We start from the raw sequence: 24,540 nt of genomic DNA, 5'->3' as shown, positions 1-24,540 counted from the left end.
GGCGTCGGCAGCTATGGCGCCGGCGTCAACGGGTCCGGACAGGTAGCCGGCACTGGGTCGATGCCGACGGCGAAAACCATGCTTTCCTCTACAGCGGGGGCGTCGCGCGCGATATCGGCAACCCGGGCGCGAATTCCGCGCGTGCCACCGGCATCAACAATGCCGGCGCCGTGGTCGGCTCGTCCTTCCTCGCCGGTTTCAGCGCCTACCGCGCTTTTCTCTACGAAGGCGGCGCCATGCGCGACCTCGGCACGCTGGGCGGCCCTTCCAGCGCGGCGGCCGCCATCAACGACGTCGGCCACATCGCCGGCACCAGTTTCATCGACGACGACGTCCAGCATGCTTTTCTTTACCGCGACGGTTTCATGCGCGACATCGGTTCGCTCGGCGGCGAGCTCACCGAGGCGCGTGCCCTGAACGCGGCCGACATGGTGGTGGGCTACTCCACCTATGCGGGCGACATTCCCGGCCTCGATTTCTCCAGCGCCTTCCTCTACCGGGACGGCTTCATGATCGACCTGAACAGCATCGTCGAGCGCCCCGGCCTGTGGAGCGTGCTCGATGCCGTCGGCATCAACGACGCCGGCCAGATCGCCGCCTATGCCTGTACCGAAATGGGTGATTGCCGCGCGGTGCGCCTCGATCCGATCCCGGCGGTGCCGGAACCGGCTCCGGCCGCGCTCTGGCTGGCCGGCCTGGCGCCCTTGCTGCTGGCGCGGCACCGCTACCGGCAACGCGGCATTGTCGTTTGTCAAACCCTAGGGCGCGCGGCCCTGTACGTCCCTTGTGTAGGATGGCACAAGGGGCGACCGCCACGGGTTGCCCAATCGAGTAAGAATGGAGCACCAGCATGGCGGAACACCTTACCCCGAACGACATCCAGCAACTGACCCCGCGCCAGCGTATCTATGCGATCGTCGGCGCCTCCTCAGGCAACCTGGTCGAGTGGTTCGATTTTTATATCTATTCGTTTTGCGCCCTGTACTTTTCCTCGGCTTTCTTCCCATCCGGTAACCCGACGACCCAGTTGCTGAACACGGCCGGCATCTTCGCAGCCGGCTTCCTGATGCGGCCGGTCGGCGGCTGGCTGTTCGGGCGCGTCGCCGACCGTTATGGCCGCCGCAACGCGATGATGATCTCGGTGCTCATGATGTGCGGCGGCTCGTTGATGATCGCGGTGCTGCCGACCTATGCGCAGATCGGTACGGCGGCGCCGGCCCTGCTGCTGCTGGCGCGCCTGTTCCAGGGCCTGTCGGTGGGCGGAGAATATGGCACCAGCGCCACCTACATGAGCGAGGTGGCGGAACCCGGCCGGCGCGGCTTCTTCGCCTCGTTCCAGTACGTCACCCTGATCGGCGGCCAGCTGCTGGCCCTGCTGGTGCTGGTGATCCTGCAGCAGCTGTTCACGGAAGCGGAACTGAAGGCCTGGGGCTGGCGCATTCCCTTCGTGCTCGGCGCCTGCGCGGCGCTGGTCTCGCTCTACCTGCGCCGCTCGCTGGCCGAGACGACCAACGCGGCCGAGCGCCAGAGCAAGGAAGCGGGCAGCGTCGCGGCGCTGTTGAAGCACCATCGGCGCGCCTTCATCACCGTGCTCGGCTTTACTGCCGGCGGCTCATTGATCTTTTATACCTTCACCACCTACATGCAGAAATACCTGGTCAACACGGCCGGCATGAGCGCCAAGACGGCCAGCGCCGTGATGACGGGCGCGCTGCTCGTCTACATGGCGCTGCAGCCGGTGTTCGGCGCGCTGTCCGACCGCATCGGCCGCCGTACCTCGATGATGTGGTTCGGCGCGCTGGCCGCGATTTTCACGGTACCGATCATGAGCGCGCTGGCGCGCGTCGACAGCCCTTTCATGGCCGGGGTCATGATCGTGTGCGCGCTGACCATCGTCAGCCTGTACAGCTCGATCGGCGGCCTGATCAAGGCCGAGATGTTCCCGGTCGAAGTGCGCGCCCTCGGCGTCGGCCTGTCCTATGCGGTGGCCAACGCGGTGTTCGGCGGCTCGGCCGAATACGTGGCACTATGGTTCAAGCAGGGCGGCATGGAGACCGACTTTTACTGGTACGTGAGCATCATGTGCGCGCTCGCCTTCGTCGTCGCCTGGAAGATGCCGGACCCGACCAAGGCGGGGCTGCTGAAATAAGCGTCAACGCAGCATATCGATATGCATGATGCCGTCTTCGTCGTAGGGCGCAGAGACGGTCTCGAAGCCGAAGCTCTGGTAAAACGCTTCCAGGTACTGCTGGGCGCCGATGCGGATGCGGTGGCCCGGATGCAGCTGCTCGGCGTACTGGATGCCGTGCGCCAGCAGTTCGCGTCCGGCGCCGCTGCCGCGCGCGTCGTTCGTCGTCAGCACCCGTCCCAGCGACATTTCCGTGTATTTCGCGCCCGGCGCCAGGCAGCGCAGGTAGGCGACCAGCACGCGCCGTCCGCCGATGTCGCGCCAGCCCAGCAGGTGGTGCGCATCGAGGTCGTAGCCGTCGATGTCCGGGTACAGGCATTGCTGTTCGAGGATGAACACTTGCTGGCGCTGGGCCAGCACTTCATACAGCTGCGCGCCGGAGAGGTCGGCGAAGCTGCACCACTGCCATTCGATCGAAGGTGTTTTTTTCATGATGAGTAGAGTCAGGCCGCCGTCTCGAAACCTTCGAGCACGTTGACCGTGTTGATGCCCAGTTCAGCGTTGGCCGTGCCGCCTTCAAAGACGAAGACGGTCGGCAGGCCGAGCCAGGAGAGCCGTTCGCCGATGCGCAGATAGTCGCTGCCCTGCAGGGCGATGGCCGCGTTCGCGTTCGCGCCCGCGTTCGCGACCACGGTCGCGTTCGCATTGTCACCCGACGGGGCCGACGGCAGGCCATGGGCCATCGTGCCGACGCCGAGCGAGACGACCAGCGCTTCCGGTGCGAACATGCCGAGCTTGATGCAGGCCGTTTCCAGCGCGGCGAACCACTGCGCGCTGGAAGCGCCGGGCGGCAAGGGCAGGTTCATGTTGTAGCCGCTGCCGTCGCCGCTGCCGGTTTCGTCGGCATGACCCAGGTAGAACGGGTAGGCATGGCCTGGGTCGGCGTGGAGCGAGACGAACAGCACGTCGTTGCGGCCATAGAAGATACTTTGCGTGCCACTGCCGTGGTGCTGGTCGAGGTCGAGGATGGCGACGCGTTTGAGGCCATCGTCGAGCAGGTGCTGGGCGGCCAGCGCCGCGTTGTTCAGGTAGCAGGCACCGCCGCAAAAGTCGGCGCCGGCGTGGTGGCCGGGCGGACGGGTCAGCGCGAAGCTGCCGCGCTCGCCCAGACGCAGCGCGTGCGCCGCATTGATGGCGCAGTCGGCGCCGGTCTTGGCGGCATTCCGGTGCCGGCGGTCAGCGGGCTCAAGGTATCGGTCGAATACAGGCCGAGGCGTGCGTTGAAGTCTTCCGGCTCGATGTCGGAGCGCATGCGCGCCGGCAGGCATGCGGCGAAGGCGGCGCGGCCCGCATGGCCAGCGCCGCGCGCGCACCATTCGTTCCAGGCGCTGCGCAGGAAATGCAGGTAGCGCGGCGTGTGGATGCGCTCGAGCGAGACCAGCGGCGCGCGATGCGGGGTAACGATGTCGCCCAGGCCGCGCCGCTGCAGTTCGCGCAGCACCAGCGCGACCCGCTCGGGCTGCTCGCCACCTGGCACCAGCTCGCCGCCGAGGAAGACCTGCCGCGCCCCGTGCTGGGCATGGTGTTCGTTATAAAAGGTGAGCAAGGCTTCCCCGCGGCGGGCGATGTCCTAAGAACCTATCCCAGTAGGGGATGAGTCGTTGCTGACGCGCCTGACAAGCAGATGCTGCGTTGCTCGTCGTTGCATGGCTCGCCATGCGGCCTTCTCGCGCCTTGCCTCTGCTTGCCATGCATCGTCATCAACTTCCCCCTCCCTACTGGGACAGGTTCTTAGTGGTCGCCGCACAAGGTACTGCTGTTGTACGCGGCGACGAAATCGTCGAAGCTGCCGGTATCCTGCTGCTCGACGATGGCCTGCTCGGCCAGCGAGGCTGCGGCCATCTCGGCGAACACCGCTTCCTCGGCCGGCATCAAGGGGCTTTCGCGGAAATAGGCCGCATGCAGCCGGCTCTGGCGCAGGCCGAAGGCGGCGGCCGAGCCGAGGGCGCGCACTTCGGCCAGCACACGGGCCGACGGCGTTTTATCGGGATCGGCGATCTTCGCCTTCTGCTGCGCCAGCGACGCCTCGTGCACGCCCGCTTCGTTGTGCTCCTCGTCGAGCAGGCGTGCGACCGGGCGGATGCGTTCGATCAGTTCATCCGCCCATTCGCGCAGCGGGACCTCGAGGCCGTCGCGCGTCAGGGTCAGGCCCGGCTTGCGGCCTTCCTTCACGGTGCGGGCGAAATTGCGCGCATGGATCTGGCCTTCGGCGGCGCTGAGCAGCGGGCTCTCTTCGAGCGCGCAGAACAGTAAAAAGGCGTCGAGGAAGCGGCCCGTCTCGATGCCGATGCCGATCGGCTCGAACGGGTCGACGTCGAGGCAGCGCACTTCGATGTACTGCACGCCGCGGTTGCACAGCGCCTGCACCGGGCGCTCGCCGGTGCGGATCACGCGCTTCGGGCGGATGGTCGAATAGTATTCGTTCTCGATCTGCAGCACGTTGGTCGACAGCTGGATCCACTCGCCATCGCGCTTGGTGCCGAGCGCCTGGTAGGGTTCGTAAGGACGGTTGACGGCATCCATCAGGCTCGTCACATAGCTTTCCAGGCTGTTCTCGTGCGGACGCAGGCCGGACTGGGCATCGTTCTGGTAACCCAGGTCGCTCATGCGCAGGCTGGTGGCATAGGGCAGGTACAGGGTGTCTTCCGACAGGGTCTCGAGCGTGTGCGGACGGCCGCGCAGGAAACTGGTCGTCAGCGCCGGCGAAGCGCCGAACAGGTACATCAGCAGCCAGGCATAGCGGCGGAAGTTACGGATCGTGGCGATGTAGCTCTCGGACTGGAAATCGCGCAGCGCATTGCGCCGCTCTTCGGTCACGCCGTCGTTGGCGCGGATGATTTCCCACAGCTTTTCCGGTAGCGAATAATTGTAGTGGATGCCGGCGATGCACTGCATTGCCTTGCCGTAGCGCAGCGCCAGGCCGCGGCGGTAGACGTGTTTCAGCATGCCGATGTTCGACTTGCCGTACCAGGCGATCTCGATCTCTTCGTCAAGCGGCAATTCGCCCGGCATCGACGAGCTCCACAGCATTTCGTCGCCCAGCTTGGCGTAGGCGAAACGGTGGACCGCATCGAGTCGGTGCAGGGCCAGGCCGATGTCGTGCTCGGCCGGGGTGATGAATTCGAGCAGCGCCTCGGCGTAGTCGGTGGTGATCTGCGGGTGGGTCAATGCCGCGCCGAGCTGGACCGGATGAGGCGTGCGCGCCAGTTGGCCTTGCGGGTCGATGCGCAGCGTCTCGCGTTCGATGCCGCGCAGACCCTGGCCGAGCAGGCCGCGGTGGGCATCGTCTTCCAGCAGGGCCAGGCGGCGGGTCAGTTGGTTCGACACGGGTGTTTCCTTTCTTTTCCTGCCAATAGCGTGGTGCAGAGATTAACCGAAATCCGACGTACGCGTCGGCGGCCGGTCGATTTCCGCCCGGCCTCATCCGGGCCGAACCTGGACGTTCCGAGGCGCCTCAATCGGGCTGCGGCGGGGCTGCTGGAGCGGGAAGGGGAGTGACGGAGCGCGGCGCGGTGGCTGGCGCTTTCGCCGGTGCCGCGGCGGGCGCGGTAACCGGGGCGGTAGCCGACGCGGTAGCCGGTGCCGCGGCTGGCTTGTCCGTTTCGGCCGGCTGGGTGGCAGGCGCAGGCGCCAACTCCCCGGCCAGCCACGCATCCATCTCGCGTTCCAGCAGCGGCAGCGGTAACGCGCCCTTGTCCAGCAGCGCGTCGTGGAAACGGCGCAGGTCGAAACGCGGTCCCAGTGCCGCCGCAGCCTTTTCGCGCAGCGCGCGGATGCGCAGCTGGCCGCTCTTGTAGCTCAGCGCCTGGGCCGGCTGGGCGATGTAGCGGTCGACCTCGACCTCGTTGTCGAGGAGCGCATTGGCCGTGTTTCCGTTCAGGTAATCGATGGCCTGGCGGCGCGACCAGCCGAACGCGTGGATGCCGGTATCGATCACCAGCCGGGCGGCGCGCAGCATGTCGTCGTTCAGGTAGCCGAACCAGGAGAACGGATCGCGCAGCAGGCCCAGTTCCGGGCCCAGGCTCTCGGCATAGGTGGCCCAGCCTTCGCCGAAGGCGTCGTCCCGTGCATGGCGGCGGAAGGCCGGCAGCTCGCGCAGGGCGTGGGCGCGCGCCACCTGCAGGTGGTGGCCGGGCAGCGCTTCGTGCAGCGCCCGTGGTCTCGACTTCCCACAGCGGATGACTGCCGGGACGCGCCGTGTTGACCACCAGCGCGGCGCTGCGGTCCAGCGTGCCGGCTTCGTAATAGGCGGCGACCTGGCCGGCGCCTTCCACGCCGAGCGGCTTGACGCCGATCTCCTCGCGCGGGAGGGTGCCGAACAGCTGCGGCAGGCGCTCGCGGCTGCGGTCGATGCTGCGGCGGTAGCGCGCCAGCAGGGCCTCGGCGTGGGGCGCGAACAGGCGCCGGTCGCCCCGCGCAAAGACCAGAATTGCGCCAGCGTGCCGCGAAAGCCGGTGCGCCGCATGGCCTCCATCATCGCCGCACGGATGCGGGCTACTTCCTTCAGGCCCAGCGCATGCAGCTCGGACGGGGTGAGGTCGGTGCCGCCCGCCTGGCGCGCCAGCAAGGCGTAATAGCCGGCGCCGCCCGGCAGGCTCGATGCGCCCAGCGTGGTGCGCGCGGCCGGCACGTACTCGCGTCGAACAAAGTCTTCGAGTTTGCGCAGCGCCGGCGCGGCAGCGTCACGCAGGGCGGCGTTGCCGGCGGCGAGCAGTTCGGCGCGCACGCCGGCGTCGATCGCGGCCGGCATGCGCCGCAGCGGCGCGCCCACGGGACCCTCGGCCAGCTCCTCGCGCAGCGTGCGCAGCAGCTCGGGCAGGGCCTGCAGGCTCGCCTGCGGCGCGGTCCAGCCGCTACGCATCCCTTCGCGCAGCTGCTCGATCAGGTCATCGACGTGCGCCGGCAGCGCGTTCAGGCGCGCGATGTAGTTGCGGTAGTCCTCTTCGCTTGTGAACGGCATCTGCGCCACCAGCCGCGGCAGGCGCACGTGCAGGCCGTCCCAGGCGGTGATCGGCTGCGGGTCGTAGGGATAGAAGGCCAGGCGGCCCAGCTGGCGCTCCTTGTCGAACACGAACAGGTCGAGCGACAGCCGTTCCTGCGCCGACAGGCCGGTGCGCTCGATGGCACGCGCTTCGTCGAGCATCGCCTTGATGTGTTCGCGGCGGGCACGGGCCGCGGCGGGCGAGGTATCAAACAGGCGGTCGTTGTAGCGCCGCTCGCCGATGCTGGTGGCGTATTCAGGGAAGGTTTGCAGGCGCCATTCCCAGTCGCGCTCGAACAAGGCCGCCGCCTGTCCCGGCGCACCCTGGGCGAGGCCGTGGAACAGGGCGGTGAGCAGGACGAGGAGGGAGAATAAGCGGCGCATGGGCGAGAGGAGGTGGGGGAGGAAGCATTGTAGCAATGCGCTCCCGCGTACCGCGCACCGGGTTTTCTGTGCAGTTCGTAGGGTGGGCTCTTGAGCCCACGCGGTACGGCTATCCGACCAGGAGGCCTTGGGGATGTTACGGGATCAGGCGAGTTTCGGGCTGCGCCTATGCACAGGACTGTGATGTTCGACGGTCCTATACCGCGTGGGCTCGAGAGCCTCGCCGGCCGCGCCCACCCTACCAACCCCGGATCCTAGGCGCGCCGGCCACCACTCACGCGCTCGATGCCACCCAGGTCGCGCCAGCTCTGCACTTCGGCATAGCCTGCCGCGGCCAGCAGGGCGCGCACGGCCTCGGCCTGGTCGTAGCCATGCTCGAGCAGCAGCCAGCCGCCTGCCACGGTGCGCGCCGGCGCCGGCGACGATGGTGCGCAGGTCGGACAGGCCATCGGCGTGGTCGGTCAGCGCATCGACCGGCTCGAAGCGCAGGTCGCCTTGTGCCGGTGGGCGTCGCCGGAGGCGATATAGGGCGGATTCGATGCCACGACATCGAACTGCTCCTCGCCGAGTGCTGTGAACCAGTCGCTGCGCAGGAAACGCACGGCGGCGCCATTCGCGGCGGCGTTCGCACGCGCTACCTCGAGAGCCCCGTCGCTGACGTCGAGCGCCGTCACCTGCACATCCGGCCGGGTATGGGCGACGGCCACCGCGATGGCGCCACTGCCGGTGCCCATGTCGAGCAGGCGCGCGCGCGGCGACAGGCGATCCAGTGCGAGTTCAACGATCAGTTCGGTGTCGGGACGGGGAATCAGTACCGCGGGCGTGACCTGGAAGGGCAGGCCGAAGAATTCGCGCTGGCCGACGATGTAGGCAATCGGCTCGCCGTCCAGGCGGCGCCGCACCAGCTCGGCCAGCCGAGCCGCCTCGAGCGCGTCGAGCTGGCGTTCGGACTGGGTGATCAGCCCGATGCGCGTCAGGTTCAACGCGTGGCACAGCAGGATGCGGTTTTCCAGCGGATCGAGCGGCAGGCCGGCCTGCAGCGCACCGACCGTGACGCCAGCACGGATGTTCATCGCGCGCGCCGCTGCTTCACCAGCACCCAGACCAGCGCCAGCGTCAGCAGTACGAACCAGAGGGCCGACCATTGCGGGATCGACAGGCCGAGCACGCCGTCGGTGGCGTTTTCGCACAGGCCGTCCGCCTGGAACAGCCAGGGCAGCAGGGTCGCCGTCGGAATCTTGTTCAGCATCGTTTCCATCGGATCGATGCCGCAGGAGAAGCCGGGATTGGCCAGCACGTACAGGTGCTTGCCGACTGCCCAGAACCCGCCGGCCGCCGCCAGCAGCGCCACCACGGCGCCCGCGCGGATTTTATTGCTCAGCGCGCCCACCAGGGCGGCGATGCCGATCCCGAGGAAGGCGTAGCGCTGGAGCACGCACAGCGGGCAGGGCAGCATGTCATGCGCATGCTGCAGGTACAGGGCGGCGCCGATCAGGGCGAAGCTGATCGCGGCAATGATCAGGAGGACGGTGCGGGAAGATGGCATGCGTGCGGCTCTCGTAGGGCAGACAAGAAAAAGGGACGGGCGATTCTCGCATGAAGCGCGAAGCGCCGGGTCCCATTTTCACATTGGCAACTTAGTATGTTCTTAATCGCCCAGTGCCGCCAGCAACTCCGCCTGGTGCTCTGCCGACAGGGCATTGGTCAGCTCCGCCAGGTCGCCATCCATGATGAAGTCGAGTTTATATAAGGTCAGGTTGATGCGGTGGTCCGTCAGGCGCCCCTGCGGGAAGTTATAAGTGCGGATGCGTTCGCTGCGGTCGCCCGAACCGATCAGGCTCTTGCGGGTGGCCGCCTCTTTCGATTGCTGTTCGCGCAGCTGCACGTCCTTGATGCGCGCGGCCAGCACTTTCATTGCCTGCGCCTTGTTCTTGTGCTGGCTGCGGTCGTCCTGGCATTCGACCACGATCCCGGTCGGCAAGTGGGTCAGGCGCACGGCCGAATCGGTTTTATTGATGTGCTGCCCGCCGGCGCCGGAAGCGCGGTAGGTGTCGATGCGCAGGTCGGCCGGGTTGATGTTGACGTCCTCGACCTCGTCCGCCTCCGGCATCACCGCCACCGTGCAGGCCGAGGTATGGATGCGGCCCTGGGTTTCGGTAGCCGGCACCCGCTGCACGCGGTGGCCGCCCGACTCGAATTTCAGTTTCGAATACACGCCATTGCCGATTACGCGCACGATGACTTCGCGGTAACCGCCCAGGTCCGAGGGCGACTCCGACACCATTTCCACCTGCCAGCGGTTGCGTTCGGCAAAGCGGGTGTACATGCGCAGCAGGTCGCCCGCGAACAGGGCCGATTCGTCGCCGCCGGTGCCGGCGCGGATCTCCAGGAAAATATTGCGCTCGTCGTTCGCATCCTTCGGCAGCAGCATTTTTTGAAGGTCAAGGTCGAGCGCGGCCAGGCGGGCCTTCGCCGCTTCGATTTCTTCCTGGGCGAATTCCTTCATCTCCGGGTCGGCCAGCATCTCCTGGGCGGCGGCGATGTCGCCGTTGGCTTCCTGGTATTGCCGGTAGAGGGCGACCAGCGGGCCGATCTCGGCATGCTCCTTCGTCATCTTCCGATAATTGTCCATGTTGGCGGTGGCGCCTTCATGGGTCAGCAATTCGTCGAGTTCGACCAGGCGGTTGGCAAGTTGGTCCAGCTTGGCCAGCATCGATGGTTTCATAGTTTTATTCTGGGCAGATTCGGTAACGGAGTGGTGAACGGATACCTGGACGCGCCCGGGTGGCGGCACCGCGGACGCAACGGGAAGAGAATAAAAGCGCTAACGGCGGCCGCGAAACAGCTGGGGCAGCAGGTTCGCCAGGCGTGCGCGTTCATCGCCCTGGGCGCGATGCAGCGCCTGCTGCGGGCCGTGCAGGAATTTCGCCGTCAGGCCCTTCGACAGGGCCTCGAGCACGGCATCGACGTCTTCTCCCCTGGCCAGCAGCCGGCGGGCGCGCTCGAGTTCGGCCAGGCGCAGCGCCTCGCTCGACTCGTGCAGTTCCTGGATGACGGGTACCACGGCGCGGTCGCCGATCCAGTGCATGAAGGATTCGACACGGGTTTCGATGATGGCTTCGGCCTGGGCCACGGCGGCTTGCCGGCTTTCCATGCCGGTTTGCACCACCTGCGCCAGGTCGTCGACGGTGTAGAGGAAGACGTCGTCGAGGCGCGCGACTTCCGCTTCGATATCGCGCGGCACGGCGAGATCGGCCATGAAGATCGGGCGGTGGCGGCGTGCCTTGATGGCGCGCTCGACCAGGCCGAGGCCGATCAGCGGCAGGGTCGAGGCGGTGCAGGAGACGACGATGTCGAACTGGTGCAACTGCTGCGGCAGGTCGGCCAGGCGGATCGCGCGGCCGTTCAGGCGCGTGGCGAGCGATTCGCCGCGCTCCATGCTGCGGTTCGCGATCGTGATCGATTTCGGGTTCTGCGCCGCGAAGTGGGCCGCGCACAGTTCGATCATTTCGCCGGCGCCGATGAAGAGCACGTGCTGGTCGGAGATACGGTCAAAAATGCGCTGCGACAGGCGCACGCAGGCCGCCGCCATCGACACGCTGTGCGCGCCGATTTCCGTGCTGGTGCGCACTTCCTTGGCGACCGCAAAACTGCGCTGGAACAGCTGGTGCAGGTAGGTGCCGAGGCCGCCCGCTTCTTCGGCGGTGCGCACCGCGTCCTTCATCTGGCCAAGGATCTGCGGCTCGCCCAGCACCATCGAATCGAGCCCGGAGGCGACGCGGAAGGCGTGGCGCACGGCGTCGTGCTGCGGCAGCATGTACAGGTGCGGGCGCAGTTCGGCGAAATTCAGGGCGTGGTAGTGGGCGAGGAACTGGGCCGAGGCGTCGAGCGGCTGCGGCACGCCGCTGGCGGCATACAGTTCGGTGCGGTTGCAGGTGGAGAGGATGGCCGCCTCGTCGCCCCCGCGCTGGTCGCCGGCGCCGCCGAAGCGGCCGAACCATTCGCGCGCCGACTGCACCGCGCGGCCGAGCTGCTCGGGGCCGAGCGCCAGCTGCTCGCGCAGCGCGAGCGGCGCGGTGTTGTGGTTCAGGCCGACGGCAAGCAGTTGCATTCTTGGGGCAAAAAGGAGGGGGACGGTAGCGGCCATTATACCCTCATGCGCGCAGGGTTTCATGGCGGCAGGGGCCACGCCCCGCGGCTGTTCACCCGGGCCAGATCGCCTGTGCATCCTGCAGCGGGCAACAATCGCCACCGAGCAGCGTAGCTGCCCGGCTTACGCCTGCGCGCCGAGCTTTTCCAGCCGATAACCGTAGCTGTACACCGGCACCAGGCGGAAACCGTTCTCCGGGCGCAGGCTGAGCTTGTTGCGCACGCGCGAGACGTGGGTGTCCATGGTGCGCGAAGGCACGGCCGTTTCGCGTACCCACACCGCTTCGTGGATATAGGCGCGCGACAGCGGGCGGCCGATATTGCGGAAGAACAGCAGGGCCAGATAAAACTCTTTCTGGGTGACGTCGATGACGCTGCCGTCCTTCAACAGGCGGCCCGGACGCGTCTCGAAGACATAGGGACCGAATTGCAGCTGCTCGGTGCCGGTCTGCGACGGGTAGGCACGGCGCAGCAGGGCCGACACGCGCGCCACCAGTTCGCCGCGGCGCAGCGGCTTGACGACGTAGTCGTCGGCACCGGCGGCCATGCCGGCCACGATGTCGTCCTCGGCACTGCTGCCGACCAGGAACAGCACCGGCGCATCCGGCGACATTTTTTCCTTGGCGCGGCGCACGATGTCGGCCGCTTCGGGGTCGCCGGCAGGCCAGTCCATCAGCAGCAAGTCGGTGTTGTCCTTGCGCAGTTGCGACAACAGCTCCTTGCCATTATCAAAGAATTGGCAAGTATGCCCAGCCGCACTGAGCACCTGGCAGACGAGTTCTGCCTGACTACGGTCGTTATCGAGGACGGCTATCTTCATGTTGGCACACTGTTGTCAAAATCAAACTGTAGGATCACTCCTACAACGTTAAACCGACTATAGCAGACTTTGACAAAATAATGCTACTTGTAAATATCCATTTTTGATCGACTGGCTGGATAAAAGCGCATGCCAGGCATGTACCCCCTGTTCCACCCTCTGGCAATGCTCAATTTCGATAGTTTACGAAGTAGGACATTGCCTCATGCGATTGCAGCGGAAACGCAACAGGAGCGGCAAATATACAACAGATTTTCACAAAGTTGCAGTTACCGTTCGGTTAAGTGTGAAATTTTGGTCGATTGGTGAACAGGCATGCGCCAAAGGTGATGCTGTGGCCCTCGGCATGCTTGCGCCAGGACAGCGCGGCGGGAGGAGGAGAAGGGCACAAAATAAAATGGCAGCGCATCAGCGCTGCCATTTGTCGCCATAGGGCGATGGGCGGGTGGCGATTGCCGGATCAGGCGTCCGGCAGCACCACGTTGACGTCGAGCACTTCCAGGTTGCCCTGGCGGTCGAGCGAGATCTTGATGTCGTCCGCGTTGACCTTGGTGTACTTCGAGATTACTTCGATCAGTTCGCGGTGCAGCGCCGGCAGGAAGTCCGGACCGGTGCGGTTGGTGCGCTCGCGCGCGATGATGATCTGCAGCCGTTCCTTGGCCGCGTTCGCGCTCTTCTTCTTTTCAGGGAACAGGAATGAGAGCAGTGCCATGTCACTTGGTCCCGAAGATGCGTTGCAGCAGGCCGGGCTTTTCGTAGGTCGTGAAACGCAGCGGGCGCTCTTCGCCGAGGAAGCGGGCGACCACGTCCTCATAGGCGTCGGCCACGTCGGTACCCTTGAAGTGAATCGCCGGATTGCCCTGGTTCGAGGCGTGCAGCACCGATTCCGATTCCGGAATGATGCCGATCAGCGGGATGCGCAGGATTTCCTGCACGTCCTGGTACGACAGCATTTCGTCGTTTTCGACGCGCTTCGGCGAGTAACGGGTGATGAGCAGGTGCTCCTTCACCGGTTCGCCGCCGGTCTGGGCGCGGCGCGACTTGGCCTGGATGATGCCGAGGATGCGGTCGGAATCGCGCACCGAGGATACTTCCGGGTTGGTGACGATCAGGGCCTCGTCGGCGAAGGTCAGCGCCATCAGGGCGCCGTGTTCGATGCCGGCCGGCGAATCGCAGATGATGAACTCGAAGCCCATCTGGATCAGCTCGTTGAGTACGCGCTCGATGCCGTCTTCGGTCAGCGCGTCCTTGTCGCGGGTCTGCGAGGCCGGCAGGATGAACAGGTTCTCGCAGTGCTTGTCCTTGATCAGGGCCTGGTTCAGCGTCGCTTCGCCATTGACCACGTTGACCAGGTCGTAGACCACGCGGCGTTCGCAGCCCATGATCAGGTCGAGGTTACGCAGGCCGACGTCGAAGTCGAGCACGGCGGTCTTGTGGCCGCGCAGGGCCAGGCCGGTCGAAAAACTCGCGCTGGAAGTGGTTTTGCCCACGCCGCCCTTGCCGGACGTCACAACAATAATTCGTGCCACAAAAATGTCCTTTACAGTATCTGGTCAGTATCTGATTACGCGCGGTTTGACACCGGAGTCAGCGATGCGAAGTCAGAGATGATATATCGATCCGGTCGCCCACCAGGCGAATTTGTGCCGGCTGGCGTGCCAGCTCGGCCGGGAATCCCTCGTCGAAAGTGCGGTACACGCCGGCGATCGACACCAGTTCCGGTTGCAGCGACAGCCCGAAGATGCGTGACTGGGCGTTACCGGAAGCGCCCGCCAGCGCGCGGCCGTGCATCGGCGCGTACACGTGGATGCTGCCGTCGGCAATGATCTCGGCGCCATTGTTCACGACCGCCGTGATGATCAGGTCGCAGCCGCGCGCATACACACGCTGGCCGGCGCGCACCGGGGTGTCGACGATCATGGCCGGCAGCGGACCGGTGCCGGTGCGGGGGCAGCCGGTGCCGGCGCAGGCGCGGGTGCCGGGGCTACCGGCGCGATCGTCACCGCGGCGGCCGCCGCCGCCACATCCTCGCGCGCCCGCTCTGCGCCCGCGCCGTCGTCCAGCGCCAGGCCGCGCGCGCGGATCGCGTCGGCCATCTCCGGCGTGGCGCCGCGCACGGCCACCGCGTTCAGGCGGTATTGCTTGAGCAGGTCGACCAGCGCGCGCCAGTCAATGTACGGGTTGCCGGCAGCGATGGCGCCGACGTCGATCACCGCGAACTCGTCCTCGAAAAAATCCGACACGCCGCCGGTCATCTGCTTCAGTGCCGCATCGATCGCAATCGGGTCGCTCGCGTGCAGGATCGCCGAGATGGCGACGACCGTGGAGATCTTGATTTCGATGGGAAGAGGGGACGGGCTTTTCGACATAAACGGTTCAGGTTGGATTAGCCCGTGCATTCTACTGTGAAATTTGCTGAAAAGGACAGCATTTCCCCATCATTCCCATAGGCAATTGGACGTACCGAAACGTTCCGTATTTTGGAGGATAGTCGGCCTCGACTACCGCCTGTCTCCCTAGTGGTTTTACTGGTTGTCTTCCGTGGATAAGCTGATAAGATTGACTTCGCTCAAACGCGAACGCGGGCCCGAATTTAACATCCGTGGTTTCTGCCGGGGTCCACGGCGGCTTTGTGCCCTCTTGTCCCGCCCCAGCCACATACCGGAGAGAACAATGGAAGACGTCGTCATCGTAGCCGCAGGCCGCACCGCGGTCGGCAAATTCGGCGGGTCGCTCGCCAAGATCCCCGCCGCCGAGCTGGGCGCGCAGGTGATCCGCCAGCTGCTGGCGCAGACCGGGATCGATCCGGCCACGGTCAGCGAAGTGATCATGGGCCAGGTGCTGACGGCCGGTGCCGGCCAGAATCCGGCACGCCAGGCGGCCATCAAGAGCGGCCTGCCCGACATGGTGCCCGCCTACACCATCAACAAGGTCTGCGGCAGCGGCCTGAAGGCCACCCACCTCGCCACCCAGGCAATCCGCTGCGGCGACGCGAACATCGTCATCGCCGGCGGCCAGGAAAACATGAGCGCCTCGCCGCACGTGCTGCCGAATTCGCGCGACGGCTTCCGCATGGGCGATACCAAACTGGTCGACACCATGATCGTCGACGGCCTGTGGGACGTCTACAACCAGTACCACATGGGCGTCACCGCCGAGAATGTCGCGCGCAAGTACGACATTTCGCGCGCCGAGCAGGACGAGTTCGCCCTGAACTCGCAATTGAAAGCCGAGGCGGCGCAAAAGGCCGGCAAATTCAAGGACGAAATCATCCCGATCGAGATTCCGTCGAAAAAGGGTGCGGTCGTCTTCGACAGCGACGAGTACCCGAAGCACGGCAGCACGATCGAGGCCCTGTCTAGCCTGCGCCCCGCATTCAACAAAGAAGGTAGTGTCACGGCCGGCAACGCGTCCGGCCTGAACGATGGCGCCGCCGCCGTCATCATGATGAGCGGTGCCAAGGCGCGCGAGCTGGGCCTGACCCCGCTGGCACGCATCAAGGCCTATTCGTCCTCGGGCCTGGACCCCACCATCATGGGCATGGGCCCGGTCTCGGCCTCGCGCCTGTGCCTGCAAAAGGCCGGCTGGACCCACGACCAGCTCGACCTGATGGAGATCAACGAAGCCTTCGCCGCCCAGGCCGTCGCCGTCAACAAGGAGATGGGCTGGGACACGTCGAAGATCAACGTCAACGGCGGCGCCATCGCGCTGGGTCACCCGATCGGCGCCTCCGGCGCCCGCGTGCTGGTGACCCTGCTGCACGAAATGGTCCGCCGCGACGCCAAGCGCGGCCTGGCAAGCCTGTGCATCGGCGGCGGCATGGGCGTGGCGCTGGCGGTCGAACGCGATTAAGCGCGACAAGATTTATTGTTAAACGTAGCGATCTCAAAAAAAGAGCACTGTTTAGTGCGTAAAGGGGGGCTTGAGAAACCGTAGCGAGCGGAAGGAATGTTGGCCGAGCCGCCAAGGCGATGATGCTCGCTGTACTCACGTATAGCGAGCTATCGCCTTGGCGGCGCAGGCCGACAGTCCGACGCGCAGTAGGTTTATCAAGCCCCCACCACAAGGAGAAGACAATGGCACGAGTAGCATTAGTAACGGGCGGCATGGGTGGTCTGGGCGAAGCAGTGTGCATCAAGCTGGCCGCGCTGGGCTATACCGTCGTCACCACCCACTCGCCGGGCAACAACAAGGCAGAAAGCTGGCTGGCATCGATGCGCGAACAAGGCTTCAATTTCAAGGCCTACCCTTGCGATGTCGCCGACTACGATTCGGCCCAGGCCTGCGTGGCCCGGGTGCAGAGCGAAGTCGGCCCGGTCGACGTGCTGGTGAATAACGCCGGTATCACGCGCGACATGACGTTCAAGAAAATGGACAAGGTGAACTGGGACGCGGTTATCAAGACCAACCTCGATTCCGTGTTCAACATGACGAAACCCGTCTGCGACGGCATGGTGGAACGCGGCTGGGGCCGCATCATCAACATCTCGTCGGTGAACGGCCAGAAGGGCGCCTTCGGCCAGACCAACTACTCGGCCGCGAAAGCCGGCATGCACGGTTTCACCAAGGCGCTGGCGCTGGAAGTGGCGCGCAAGGGCGTGACCGTCAACACCATTTCGCCAGGCTACATCGGCACCAAGATGGTGATGGACATCCCGAGCGAAGTCCTGGAAAGCAAGATCATTCCGCAAATTCCGATGGGCCGCCTGGGCAAACCGGAAGAAGTAGCCGGCTTGGTCGCTTACCTGTCGTCGGATGAAGCGGCATTCGTCACCGGCGCGAACATCGCCATCAACGGCGGCCAGCACATGTCCTGATCGCAGGGCTGCCGCACACCAGCACCGCTCCGGCAGCTTGCCTGGCGGTGCTTTTTTTTGCCCGCGGCGCCGGCCAGGGTCCAAGAGCGCGGCCACCCGGCCGCAATTTTTGTATCCTGAACGGGAACCCACTTCCCGCCGACGACCATGGATGCCAGCGACACCTCTTCCGTCATCACGCTTCCCAAGCAGCTGCGCTACGAGCATTTCGTGCGCCGGGTCGCCGCCACCGGCGAAGTCTGGGGCCTGTATCGCGACGGCTGGGCCATCGGCAAGACCGACGATGGCGCCCTCGTGTTCCCCCTGTGGCCCTCGAACGAGCTGGCCCAGCAGTGCGCCGTGCTCGAATGGACGGGGTATGTGCCGCAAGCCTTTGCCCTGAGCGAACTGCTCGATGAACTGCTGCCCCAGCTGGAAAGCGATGGCGTGCTGCCGGGCATTACCTATACGCCCGACGAATACGGCCTCACGCCCTCGCATGCGCAGCTGCGCGCCGAACTGCAGGCCCGCCTGGCCCACCGACCCGATCCTTTCACCTGACGCACACGCCATGCACACCCTCCCGCACGATGGCCTGGCCCTGGCCTCCCTCGAAGAACACTTGCTGCAGCCCGGCACCAAGGGCTTGCCGATCCTTGAACCGCTGCGCCAGGGCGCAATTGGCGTGCAGGGCTGGAATGTGCTGAACGCCGACACCAGCTTCCCGGTGGCGCTGCTGAAAATGTCGAGCCTGCGCCATAACCTCGACTGGATGCGGCGCTTCTGCGAGCGCCACGGCGTGACGCTCGCGCCGCACGGCAAGACCACCATGAGCCCGCAGCTGTTCGCCGCCCAGCTTGGCAACGGCGCCTGGGGCATCACCCTCGCGACCGTCCCGCAGGTGCAGGTCGCGCAGCGCTTCGGCGTGCGCCGGGTGCTGCTGGCGAACCAGCTGGTCGCGCCCGCCGACATCAAGGCGGTACTCGCACTATTGAAGCGCGATCCGCACTTCGAATGCATCGTGCTGTCCGATTCGCTGGCGGGCGTGACCCGCCTGGCCGAGGCGGTGGCCGCTGCCGGGCTGGCAAGTCCATTGCCGGTGCTGGTCGAACTCGGTTTATCAGGCAAGCGCGCCGGCTGCCGCACGCTTGACGCGGCGCTGACGGTGGCGCGCGCGATCGCCGGTGCGCCCGGCCTGCTGCTCGCCGGCTTCGAGGGCTACGAAGGTTTACTCGTCACCGACGACCGCACCGCCGACCTGCGCGCGGTGGACGCGTTCTGGCGCAGCTGGTGGCGCTGGTCGCCACTGCCGATGATGAGGGCCTGTTCATGGGCGGGGAAATCCTGCTGTCGGCCGGTGGTTCCGCGTATTTCGACCTGGTCGCGCGCGGCCTGGCCCGTGCCCCGGCCCTGTCGCGGCCGCTACGCATCGTGCTGCGCAGCGGCTGCTATCTGACCAGCGACCACGGCACCTATGAACACATGCTGGAGGAACTCAACGTGCGCGAAGAAGAGGGCGACGGCCTGCGTCCGGCCTTGGAAGTGTGGTCCATGGTGCAGTCGCGCCCCGAGCCCACGCTTGCGATTCTGACCATGGGCAAGCGCGACGCGTCCTACGACGCCGATCTGCCGCGCCCGCTGGTGCACCACCGCCCCGGTCCCGGCACGCCCCACGCGCTGCCGCCCGGCTGTGCCATCGTCAAGCTGAACGACCAGCACGCCTACCTGCGCCTGCCTGAGGGCCATCCGCTGTGCAGCGAACTGGCGGTCGGCGACCTGGTCGGTTGTGGCATCTCCCACCCCTGCACCACCTTCGACAAGTGGCCGCTGCTGCTGGGCGTGGACGACGATTACGGGGTGCGCGCGGCGTTCAATACCTTCTTCTGAAAGGGCGGGGCGGTAGGCTACAATCGTTGTTCGACCTTCAAGAGAGCCGCCATGCCCGCCACCCCGCCCTCGCTGTTCCCGCCGATCCAACCCCTGCGCCACGGCATGCTGGCCGTCGACGAACTGCATACGATCTACTGGGAAGAGGTGGGCAACCCGAACGGCATTCCGGTGGTGTTCCTGCACGGCGGCCCGGGCGCCGGGCTGTCGCCCCAGCATCGCCGCTTCTTCGATCCGCACGCTTACCGCATCATCCTGTTCGACCAGCGTGGCGCCGGCAAGTCGACGCCGCTGGGCGAGTGGCGCAACAACACGACCCAATTGCTGATCGAGGACATCGAACGCCTGCGCGTCATGTTCGGCATCGACCGCTGGCTGGTGTTCGGCGGCTCCTGGGGCTCGACGCTGGCGCTGGCGTATGGCCAGGCCCATCCCCAGCGCTGCCTTGGTTTCGTGCTGCGCGGGATTTTCCTGTGCACCCGCGCCGAGGTCGACTGGTTCCTGCATGGCATCGAGTGGTTCTATCCCGAGCTGTACGAGGATTTCATTGCGCCGATCCCACCCGCCGAGCGTGGCGACCTGCTGCAGGCCTATACGCGCCGCTTGCTGTCCGACGACCCGGCCGAGTACTGGCCGGCGGCGCGCGCCTGGAGCCGCTTCGAGGGGCGCCGCGTGTTCCTGCTGCCGCAAGAGGAAGAGCAGCCGTCCGACACGCTCGACCTTGGTGTCGGCCGGCTCGAGTCGCACTACATGGCGCATGGCGCCTTCCTCGAGGAAGACCAGCTGATTCGCGATATCGGCCGTATCGCCCACCTGCCGGCCGTGATCGTCCAGGGCCGCTACGACGTGATCTGCCCGCCGCTGTCGGCACACCGTTTGCACAAGGCCTGGGCGGGGGCGAAACTGCGCATGGTGCCGGACGCGGGCCATGGCGCGCTCGAGATGGGCATCGCGCGCGCCCTGGTGGCGGCGACCGAGCAGTTCAAGCGCCAGGGCCGCTTCGAATAATCCCGGGGTGCCTGTTCGCACCCACAGGCGGCTGTTACACTAGCCCTGACACATACACAACAACGCCACGTGTTCCCATGAATATCCAGATTAGCGACATCGGCCACATGATCCAGCTGGCGATCGCGCCCGTGTTCCTGCTGACCGGGGTGGCGACCAAGCTGACGGTGCTGACCAACCGCCTGGCGCGCATCATCGACCGCACCCGGGTGCTGGAAGACCGCCTGCGCATTGCCGCCAACGACGAGTACACCGACGAACTCGAAGTGCTGTACACCCGCTCGCACCTGATCAACTACGCGATCACCTCCAGCACCAGTTGCGGCTTCCTGGTCTGCGTCGTGATTGCGATGCTGTTCCTGGGCGACTCGACCAACATCAGTCTCGATAAATACATCGCGGCCTCGTTCGTGCTGGCGATGATCGCCCTGATCAGCAGCTTCATGTTCTTCCTGCGCGAGATTTTCATCGCCTCGCGCTTCATGCGCATCATGCACGACGCCAGCCTTGCGCCCGGCTCGCGCCGCACCTAACCACAGAATCGAGTACCACATGCACGACTACCAGCGCCCACCCACCCTGCACCGCTACGGCATGCGCGACGAACTGGAAGAAGCCCTCAAGGCCGGCCAGTTCCGCCTGGTGCCCGCCGGCGGTTTCCTGACCCTGTCGTTTTCGAGCGCCTGGAACAAGACCCTGTTCGACGTTCTGGCGCCGGCCGACTGCTGCCTGGTGATCCACAACACCGAGGAATTCGGCGAACGCCTGCACCGCGCGGTGCAGCGCACGCTGCCCAACTGGGCCGGCATCGACGGTGCCATCGAATACGGCAGGCGCTCGCCGCTGGGCGCGGCGTTCACCAAGAGCGCGGCGCAGGCGCGCGAGCAGGAATGGCAGTTCGCCTGGCGCTCGATGTCGCCGAACGCCAGCCTGAATCCGGTCACGGTACGGATCGGCAGCATCGAGCAGTATGCGGAACTGCGGGCGCCGGAGAGTCATCTCGTCTGACGCCTTTGTCGACCTGCTTCGCGGATCTGTAGAGGCACGACCGCGTGGGCTCAAGAGCCCACCCTACAACACCCATGCGATGCGCTTTTCGTAGGGTGGGCGCGGCCGGCGAGGCTCTCGAGCCCACGCGGTGATAGCGCATATTCACCCGCACATACCGTGGCCCCACTCTACGTTTAGAACCCCGACTCCACAGATTCACGGTTTAATGCCGTGATGAAAAACACTGCCTACCCCCACCTGCTCCAGCCCCTCGACCTCGGTTTCACGACGCTGAAGAACCGCGTCATCATGGGTTCGATGCACACCGGCCTCGAAGACCGGTTTTATAACTACGGCAAGCTGGCCGCCTTTTACCGCGAGCGCGCGGCCGGCGGCGTCGGCCTGATCGTCACCGGCGGCATTTCTCCGAACCGGCAAGGCTGGCTGTTGCCCTTCGGCGGCACCCTGAACATGCTGGGCGACGTGCCGAACCACCGCCGCGTCACCCGCGCCGTGCACGAAGAGGGCGGCAAGATCCTGATGCAGATCCTGCACGCCGGCCGTTATGGCTACCAGCCTTTCGTGGTCTCGGCCTCGCCGGTGAAGTCGCCGATCTCGAAATTCAAGCCGCGCGAACTCGACGAGCGCGGCATCGAGGCCACCATCCGTGCCTATGTGCGCTGCGCGAAACTGGCGAAAACGGCCGGCTACGACGGCATCGAGGTGATGGGCAGTGAAGGCTACCTGTTGAACCAGTTCCTGTGCGCGCGCGTCAATCAACGCCAGGACCGCTGGGGCGGGCCGATCGAGAACCGCATGCGCCTGGCCGTCGAGGTCGTGCGCCGCATCCGCGCCGCCGTCGGGCGCGACTTCATCATCATGTACCGCCACTCGGTGCTCGACTTGGTCGAAGGCGGCAATACCTGGGAAGAAGTAGCGACGGTGGCGCGGGCGCTGGAAGCGGCTGGCGTCACGATCCTGAACACGGGTTACGGCTGGCACGAAGCACGCGTGCCGACCATCGTCACCTCGGTGCCGCGCGCCGCCTTTGCCAGCGTGGCCGGGCGCCTGAAGCGCGAGGTCGGCATCCCGGTGGTGGCTTCGAACCGCATCAACATGCCGGGCGAGGCGGAAGACATCATCGCGCGCGGCGACGCCGACATGGTGTCGATGGCGCGTCCCTTCCTGGCCGATCCGGCCTTCGTCATCAAGGCCGCCAGCGGCCGTACCGACGAAATCAACACCTGCATCGGCTGCAACCAGGCCTGCCTGGACCACACCTTCTCGAACAAGCGCGCCAGCTGCCTGGTCAATCCGCGCGCCTGCCACGAAACGGAACTCGTGTACGCGAAAACGGGTAAGCCACGCAAGATCGCCGTGGTCGGCGCGGGACCGGCCGGCTTGTCGGCGGCGACGGTGGCGGCCGAGCGTGGCCACGCCGTGACCCTGTTCGACGCGTCGAACAGCATCGGCGGCCAGTTCAAGGTCGCCATGCAGATCCCCGGCAAGGAGGAATTTGCCGAAACCATCCGCTATTTCGGCCGTAAGCTGGAATTGACGGGCGTCGACGTCCAGTTGAACCGGCGCGTCACGCGCGAGGAGTTGCTGGCGGCCGGCTTCGACGACGTCATCGTCGCTACCGGCGTGCGCATGCGCATGCCCGCGATTCCCGGCATCGACCACCCGAAAGTGCTGTCCTACCTGGACGTCCTGCGCGATAAAAAACCGGTCGGCAAGCGGGTGGCGATCATCGGTGCCGGCGGCATCGGCTTCGATACCGGCGAATTCCTGCTGCACGACCCGGCGCACGCGCTGCCGTTGCCGGTGTCGACCTGGACGGCGGAGTGGGGCGTCGACCTGGACGCGACAGTCGAAGGCGGCCTGGTGAAGCCGGCGCCGGCCCAGCCCTACCGCCAGATCCACCTGTTGCAGAGGAAGACCACGCGTCCGGGTGCCGGTCTCGGTAAAACCTCGGGCTGGGTGCACCGTGCCACGCTGGTACGCGGCGGCGTGCAGATGCTGGCGGGGGTGCAGTACGACCGCATCGACGACGCCGGCCTGCACATCACGGTGGGCGGCGAGCAGCGCCTGCTGGAAGTGGACAATGTCGTCATTTGCGCCGGCCAGGAAAGCCTGGACGAGCTGACGGCGGGCGAGGTCACGCCCGCCACGGCCTTCCACAAGATCGGCGGCGCCGTGCTGGCGGCCGAACTCGATGCCAAGCGCGCCATTCGCGAGGGGGCGGAGCTGGGAGCGCGCTTGTAGGCGATGCCGGCGGCAGGTATCGCGCATGCCGTGCGGCGAGGCGGACACCGTACCGCGTGGAGTCAGGAGCCTCGCCGGCCACCTCCACCCTACTTACCGTGGCGGTGGTCTCCTGCCGCCTCAATAATTCAGGCGCAGATAGACACTGCGGTGGTATTCGTTGATGTAGCGGAGCAGGAAGTACTGGAAGTAGAGGATCGAGAAGATTTCCATCGTCTCTTCTAACGTCACCATCAGCATGAAGGTCACGTCGCGCACGCCATGGGTCTGGGCGACGTGGTAGCCCTCGATGGTTTCGAAGCCGATCGCCGCGAACACGAAGGCGGCGCCGGCCAGGGCGAAATTGATCGTATAAACCTTCTTCAGGCGCAGCAGGAAGGGAATGAAATACACGGCCAGCAGCGCCACCACGGCCGCCACCGGCACCGTCCACGCCACCGACAGCAGCGGCACCGCCTCGACATTGATGCCTGCCACCGCCTTCGTCGCCTTCGACAGGATCATGCGCAGGTCGGCGAATTCGTCCACCGACATGAACAGGAAACCGGCCGCCAGAATGCGCCAGGCGTGTCCGTGCTTTTTGGCCTGCGCCGCGCCGCCGCCATCGGTCAGGCGCGAGATCGCGAACAGCAGGGCCGAGGTAATGAGCAGGTTCAGCGACGAGAAATAGGTGGGCGCGTTGTGCTCTTCGTAGAAGTCGAACAGCGGCACCAGGCCAAAGGCCATGTCATTGCCGCCGTAGTATTTCAGTGCCATGGCGCCGCAATGGGCCAATAACAGCAGCAGCGCCAGCCCGACCAGCTTGCGGTGGAGGCCGTGCAGGTCCGCCGTGCCGACGATGAGCTGACGCGACTCCGTTTGCAGTACCGGTGTTTCGATGATCTTGCCCATGACGACTTCTCCCAATGATTGTTGTTGGACTGCAGAAGGAAGTGCGGATCGGCAAATATTATCAGAAACTATTTATATTATTTTAATGTTCAGCTCAACCGTGCGCAGGTTTCGATGCTGCGCTGCAGCGCGAAAAGCGGGGGAAGAAAAAGGCGGGGAAGGAGGAGGAGCCGGGCACGCG

At 65.7% G+C, this 24,540-nt stretch carries 21 protein-coding genes and 3 pseudogenes; 11 read left to right on the top strand and 13 right to left on the bottom strand.

Annotation, left to right across the window (positions count from 1 at the left end):
- The first annotated feature begins 170 nt into the window (after positions 1-170).
- Entirely contained in the window at positions 171-890 is a 720-nt protein-coding gene (locus tag G4G28_RS24415) for a hypothetical protein (RefSeq protein WP_183107910.1), read from the top strand.
- The gene (locus tag G4G28_RS24410; RefSeq protein WP_182990308.1) at positions 851-2,149 is read left to right on the top strand and encodes an MFS family transporter; all 1,299 of its coding nucleotides are present in this window, start codon (positions 851-853) and stop codon (positions 2,147-2,149) included. The genes G4G28_RS24415 and G4G28_RS24410 overlap by 40 nt, the downstream gene beginning before the upstream one ends.
- A gap of 3 nt (positions 2,150-2,152) precedes the next feature.
- On the opposite strand, the gene G4G28_RS24405 is transcribed toward G4G28_RS24410, so the two are convergent.
- The 12 genes and pseudogenes from G4G28_RS24405 to minC form a co-directional block, all read right to left on the bottom strand.
- A complete protein-coding gene (locus G4G28_RS24405) occupies positions 2,153-2,620 on the bottom strand; it encodes a GNAT family N-acetyltransferase (RefSeq protein WP_182990307.1) in 468 nt (155 codons plus the stop codon).
- Between the two features lie 11 nt (positions 2,621-2,631).
- Positions 2,632-3,734: pseudogene (locus tag G4G28_RS24400) on the bottom strand (histone deacetylase family protein).
- A 185-nt stretch (positions 3,735-3,919) separates the two neighbouring features.
- Positions 3,920-5,515, bottom strand: coding sequence for a glutamate--cysteine ligase (gshA, locus tag G4G28_RS24395; RefSeq protein WP_182990306.1), 1,596 nt, complete (start codon positions 5,513-5,515; stop codon positions 3,920-3,922).
- A 127-nt stretch (positions 5,516-5,642) separates the two neighbouring features.
- Positions 5,643-7,553: a DUF885 family protein gene (locus tag G4G28_RS24390; RefSeq protein ID WP_183107909.1), complete on the bottom strand. Its 1,911-nt coding sequence runs from the start codon at positions 7,551-7,553 to the stop codon at positions 5,643-5,645.
- 254 nt (positions 7,554-7,807) lie between these two features.
- Positions 7,808-8,626: pseudogene (gene prmC, locus G4G28_RS24385) on the bottom strand (peptide chain release factor N(5)-glutamine methyltransferase).
- Positions 8,623-9,099, bottom strand: a complete 477-nt coding sequence (locus tag G4G28_RS24380; protein WP_182990304.1) for a disulfide bond formation protein B — start codon at positions 9,097-9,099, stop codon at positions 8,623-8,625. Before G4G28_RS24380 ends, prmC begins: the two are co-directional and overlap by 4 nt.
- A gap of 102 nt (positions 9,100-9,201) precedes the next feature.
- A complete protein-coding gene (gene prfA, locus G4G28_RS24375; protein WP_182990303.1) occupies positions 9,202-10,278 on the bottom strand; it encodes a peptide chain release factor 1 in 1,077 nt (358 codons plus the stop codon).
- Between the two features lie 99 nt (positions 10,279-10,377).
- The gene (hemA, locus tag G4G28_RS24370) at positions 10,378-11,664 is read right to left on the bottom strand and encodes a glutamyl-tRNA reductase (RefSeq protein ID WP_182990302.1); all 1,287 of its coding nucleotides are present in this window, start codon (positions 11,662-11,664) and stop codon (positions 10,378-10,380) included.
- A gap of 162 nt (positions 11,665-11,826) precedes the next feature.
- Complete coding sequence (locus G4G28_RS24365) at positions 11,827-12,522, bottom strand: response regulator transcription factor (RefSeq protein WP_182990301.1); 696 nt, start codon at positions 12,520-12,522, stop codon at positions 11,827-11,829.
- Between the two features lie 460 nt (positions 12,523-12,982).
- Entirely contained in the window at positions 12,983-13,234 is a 252-nt protein-coding gene (gene minE, locus G4G28_RS24360; protein WP_056340553.1) for a cell division topological specificity factor MinE, read from the bottom strand.
- 1 nt (position 13,235) lies between these two features.
- On the bottom strand, positions 13,236-14,051 hold the full coding sequence (gene minD / locus G4G28_RS24355; protein ID WP_182990300.1) for a septum site-determining protein MinD: 816 nt from the start codon (positions 14,049-14,051) through the stop codon (positions 13,236-13,238).
- Positions 14,052-14,109: 58 nt separating this feature from the next.
- Positions 14,110-14,891, bottom strand: a pseudogene (gene minC / locus G4G28_RS24350) (septum site-determining protein MinC).
- Between the two features lie 304 nt (positions 14,892-15,195).
- On the opposite strand from minC, the gene G4G28_RS24345 reads away from it, so the two are divergent.
- From G4G28_RS24345 to G4G28_RS24310, 9 genes are all read left to right on the top strand, one after another.
- Positions 15,196-16,374, top strand: a complete 1,179-nt coding sequence (locus G4G28_RS24345; RefSeq protein WP_182990298.1) for an acetyl-CoA C-acetyltransferase — start codon at positions 15,196-15,198, stop codon at positions 16,372-16,374.
- 224 nt (positions 16,375-16,598) lie between these two features.
- Positions 16,599-17,339: an acetoacetyl-CoA reductase gene (gene phbB / locus G4G28_RS24340; RefSeq protein ID WP_182990297.1), complete on the top strand. Its 741-nt coding sequence runs from the start codon at positions 16,599-16,601 to the stop codon at positions 17,337-17,339.
- A gap of 147 nt (positions 17,340-17,486) precedes the next feature.
- The gene (locus G4G28_RS24335) at positions 17,487-17,879 is read left to right on the top strand and encodes a DUF2750 domain-containing protein (protein ID WP_182990296.1); all 393 of its coding nucleotides are present in this window, start codon (positions 17,487-17,489) and stop codon (positions 17,877-17,879) included.
- A 10-nt stretch (positions 17,880-17,889) separates the two neighbouring features.
- Complete coding sequence (locus G4G28_RS24330) at positions 17,890-18,774, top strand: alanine racemase (protein WP_229507812.1); 885 nt, start codon at positions 17,890-17,892, stop codon at positions 18,772-18,774.
- Positions 18,750-19,205, top strand: coding sequence for a hypothetical protein (locus tag G4G28_RS27285; protein WP_229507811.1), 456 nt, complete (start codon positions 18,750-18,752; stop codon positions 19,203-19,205). The genes G4G28_RS24330 and G4G28_RS27285 overlap by 25 nt, the downstream gene beginning before the upstream one ends.
- A 51-nt stretch (positions 19,206-19,256) precedes the next feature.
- Complete coding sequence (pip, locus tag G4G28_RS24325; protein ID WP_182990295.1) at positions 19,257-20,213, top strand: prolyl aminopeptidase; 957 nt, start codon at positions 19,257-19,259, stop codon at positions 20,211-20,213.
- Between the two features lie 77 nt (positions 20,214-20,290).
- Positions 20,291-20,746, top strand: a complete 456-nt coding sequence (locus tag G4G28_RS24320) for a DUF2721 domain-containing protein (protein ID WP_182990294.1) — start codon at positions 20,291-20,293, stop codon at positions 20,744-20,746.
- Positions 20,747-20,765: 19 nt separating this feature from the next.
- A complete protein-coding gene (locus tag G4G28_RS24315; protein ID WP_182990293.1) occupies positions 20,766-21,221 on the top strand; it encodes a hypothetical protein in 456 nt (151 codons plus the stop codon).
- Positions 21,222-21,437: 216 nt separating this feature from the next.
- Positions 21,438-23,468 (top strand): NADPH-dependent 2,4-dienoyl-CoA reductase, encoded by a 2,031-nt coding sequence (locus G4G28_RS24310; protein ID WP_183107908.1) that lies wholly within the window; start codon positions 21,438-21,440, stop codon positions 23,466-23,468.
- Between the two features lie 120 nt (positions 23,469-23,588).
- Here G4G28_RS24310 and G4G28_RS24305 read toward each other — a convergent pair whose 3' ends face one another.
- Positions 23,589-24,359 (bottom strand): hypothetical protein, encoded by a 771-nt coding sequence (locus tag G4G28_RS24305; RefSeq protein ID WP_182990292.1) that lies wholly within the window; start codon positions 24,357-24,359, stop codon positions 23,589-23,591.
- Positions 24,360-24,540 lie beyond the last annotated feature (181 nt).

Origin of the sequence: Massilia sp. Dwa41.01b (genome assembly GCF_014171775.1) — a bacterium.
In the GTDB taxonomy this organism is placed as follows: Bacteria; Pseudomonadota; Gammaproteobacteria; order Burkholderiales; family Burkholderiaceae_D; genus Telluria.
The sequence above is the reverse complement of the archived record's forward strand: the minus strand, read 5'-3'. Positions and strand labels throughout refer to the sequence as shown.